Source organism: Campylobacter sp. 2457A (assembly GCF_020135895.1).
Lineage (GTDB): Bacteria > Campylobacterota > Campylobacteria > Campylobacterales > Campylobacteraceae > Campylobacter_D > Campylobacter_D taeniopygiae.
On the sequence record NZ_JACHTO010000048.1, the window covers coordinates 1 to 3,487 of the forward strand.

2 rRNA genes are annotated in these 3,487 nt (G+C 43.8%); both read left to right on the plus strand.

Annotated elements, in window-relative coordinates:
- Window positions 1–273 precede the first annotated feature (273 nt).
- Window positions 274–3,182 (plus strand): 23S ribosomal RNA (locus H2280_RS08140).
- A gap of 115 nt (window positions 3,183–3,297) precedes the next feature.
- Window positions 3,298–3,414: ribosomal RNA gene (rrf, locus tag H2280_RS08145) — 5S ribosomal RNA — on the plus strand.
- Window positions 3,415–3,487 lie beyond the last annotated feature (73 nt).

The following is a 3,487-nucleotide window of genomic DNA, read 5'->3' on the forward strand; positions in this document are numbered from 1 at the left end:
ATGTTCTTTTACTTACCAATGTTAAAAGTCACAAGCAAGTTTTAAAAACAATTTTACTGAACTTGTTAAAGAATAAAACTTCACTGTCTTTTTCTTTAAAAAGCTAAATAAAGATTTTAAAGAATAAGTTTTAAACTTCACAGCTTATATTTATTGCTTAATATAAGTGTTTAAATGCTTTCCGTCTTAAGACAGATATAATAAAGAAGTCTTATTGTAAAAACTTTAACAAGGAAGTGATGCGTTTTAGAATCAACTAAAAAAAGGTAAAAAAGGTAAGCTACTAAGAGCGAATGGTGGATGCCTTGACTGGTAAAGGCGATGAAGGACGTACTAGACTGCGATAAGCTACGGGGAGCTGTCAAGAAGCTTTGATCCGTAGATTTCCGAATGGGGCAACCCAATGTATAGAGATATACATTACCTAATATAGGAGCGAACGAGGGGAATTGAAACATCTTAGTACCCTCAGGAAAAGAAATCAATAGAGATTGCGTCAGTAGCGGCGAGCGAAAGCGTAAGAGGGCAAACCCAATGCTTGCATTGGGGGTTGTAGGACTGCAATGTGCAATAAGTGAAGTTAGCAGAACACTCTGGAAAGTGTAGCCATAGAGGGTGATAGTCCCGTATGCGAAAACCGAACTTTAGCTAGCAGTATCCTGAGTAGGGCGAAACACGTGGAATTTTGTCTGAAGCTGGGTCGACCACGATCCAACCCTAAATACTAATACCAGATCGATAGTGCACAAGTACCGTGAGGGAAAGGTGAAAAGAACTGAGGTGATCAGAGTGAAATAGAACCTGAAACCATTTGCTTACAATCATTCAGAGCACTATGTAGCAATACAGTGTGATGGACTGCCTTTTGCATAATGAGCCTGCGAGTTGTGGTGTCTGGCAAGGTTAAGCACACGCGAAGCCGTAGCGAAAGCGAGTCTGAATAGGGCACTTAGTCAGATGCTGCAGACCCGAAACGAAGTGATCTATCCATGAGCAAGTTGAAGCTAGTGTAAGAACTAGTGGAGGACTGAACCCATAGGCGTTGAAAAGCCCCGGGATGACTTGTGGATAGGGGTGAAAGGCCAATCAAACTTCGTGATAGCTGGTTCTCTCCGAAATATATTTAGGTATAGCGTTGTGTCGTAGTATAAGGGGGTAGAGCACTGAATGGGCTAGGGCATACACCAATGTACCAAACCCTATCAAACTCCGAATACCTTATATGTAATCACAGCAGTCAGGCGGCGAGTGATAAAATCCGTCGTCAAGAGGGAAACAACCCAGACTACCAGCTAAGGTCCCTAAATCTTACTTAAGTGGAAAACGATGTGAAGTTACTTAAACAACCAGGAGGTTGGCTTAGAAGCAGCCATCCTTTAAAGAAAGCGTAATAGCTCACTGGTCTAGTGATTTTGCGCGGAAAATATAACGGGGCTAAAGTAAGTACCGAAGCTGTAGACTTGACTTTGTCAAGTGGTAGGAGAGCGTTCTATTTGCGTCGAAGGTATACCGGTAAGGAGTGCTGGAGCGAATAGAAGTGAGCATGCAGGCATGAGTAGCGATAATTAATGTGAGAATCATTAACGCCGTAAACCCAAGGTTTCCTACGCGATGCTCGTCATCGTAGGGTTAGTCGGGTCCTAAGCCGAGTCCGAAAGGGGTAGGTGATGGCAAATTGGTTAATATTCCAATACCAACATTAGTGTGCGATGGAAGGACGCTTAGGGCTAAGCAAGCTAGCGGATGGAAGTGCTAGTCGAAGGTTGTAGGAGCTTATACAGGCAAATCCGTATAAGAATACTCCGAGAACTGACAGGCTTTTTGAAGTCTTCGGATGGATAGAAGAATTGCTGATGCCGTCGAGCCAAGAAAAGTTTCTAAGTTTAGCTAATGTTGCCCGTACCGTAAACCGACACAGGTGGGTGGGATGAGTATTCTAAGGCGCGTGGAAGAACTCTCTTTAAGGAACTCTGCAAAATAGCACCGTATCTTCGGTATAAGGTGTGGTTCGCTTCGTACTAGGATTTACTCCGAAAGCGAAGAAACTTACAACAAAGAGTCCCTCCCGACTGTTTACCAAAAACACAGCACTCTGCTAACTCGTAAGAGGATGTATAGGGTGTGACGCCTGCCCGGTGCTCGAAGGTTAATTGATGGGGTTAGCATTAGCGAAGCTCTTGATCGAAGCCCGAGTAAACGGCGGCCGTAACTATAACGGTCCTAAGGTAGCGAAATTCCTTGTCGGTTAAATACCGACCTGCATGAATGGCGTAACGAGATGGGAGCTGTCTCAAAGAGGGATCCAGTGAAATTGTAGTGGAGGTGAAAATTCCTCCTACCCGCGGCAAGACGGAAAGACCCCGTGGACCTTTACTACAGCTTGACACTGCTATTTGGATAAGAATGTGCAGGATAGGTGGGAGGCTTTGAGTATATGACGCCAGTTGTATATGAGCCATTGTTGAGATACCACTCTTTCTTATTTGGGTAGCTAACCAGCTTGAGTTATCCTCAAGTGGGACAATGTCTGGTGGGTAGTTTGACTGGGGCGGTCGCCTCCCAAATAATAACGGAGGCTTACAAAGGTTGGCTCAAAACGGTTGGAAATCGTTTGTAGAGTATAAAGGTATAAGCCAGCTTAACTGCAAGACATACAAGTCAAGCAGAGACGAAAGTCGGTCTTAGTGATCCGGTGGTTCTGTGTGGAAGGGCCATCGCTCAAAGGATAAAAGGTACCCCGGGGATAACAGGCTGATCTCCCCCAAGAGCTCACATCGACGGGGAGGTTTGGCACCTCGATGTCGGCTCATCGCATCCTGGGGCTGGAGCAGGTCCCAAGGGTATGGCTGTTCGCCATTTAAAGCGGTACGCGAGCTGGGTTCAGAACGTCGTGAGACAGTTCGGTCCCTATCTGCCGTGGGCGTAAGAAGATTGAAGAGATTTGACCCTAGTACGAGAGGACCGGGTTGAACAAACCACTGGTGTAGCTGTTGTTCTGCCAAGAGCATCGCAGCGTAGCTAAGTTTGGAAAGGATAAACGCTGAAAGCATCTAAGCGTGAAGCCAACTCTAAGATGAATCTTCTCTAAGCTCTCTAGAAGACTACTAGTTTGATAGGCTGGGTGTGTAATAGATGAAAGTCTTTTAGCTGACCAGTACTAATAGAGCGTTTGGCTTATCTTTTTAATAAGCATCACTTCCTTGTTAAGGTTTTTTACCTTAAAAAGAAAGTAAAGGTTTTTAACTTGCTTTTAACATTGTTTTTTAAGTATTCATCAAAGAATATTTAAATAACAATGTCCGTGATTATACAGATGTGGAAACGCCTTGCTCCATCCCGAACCAAGAAGCTAAGCACATCGTGGGTGATGATACTACGCCTTACTGGCAGGGGGAAAGTAGCTCATTGCGGACTTGTTAATTATTCTACTTCTTATTTTAATCTTCTTAGAGTATTTAATCTTTTTAATATAAAATAGTTTAGTTAA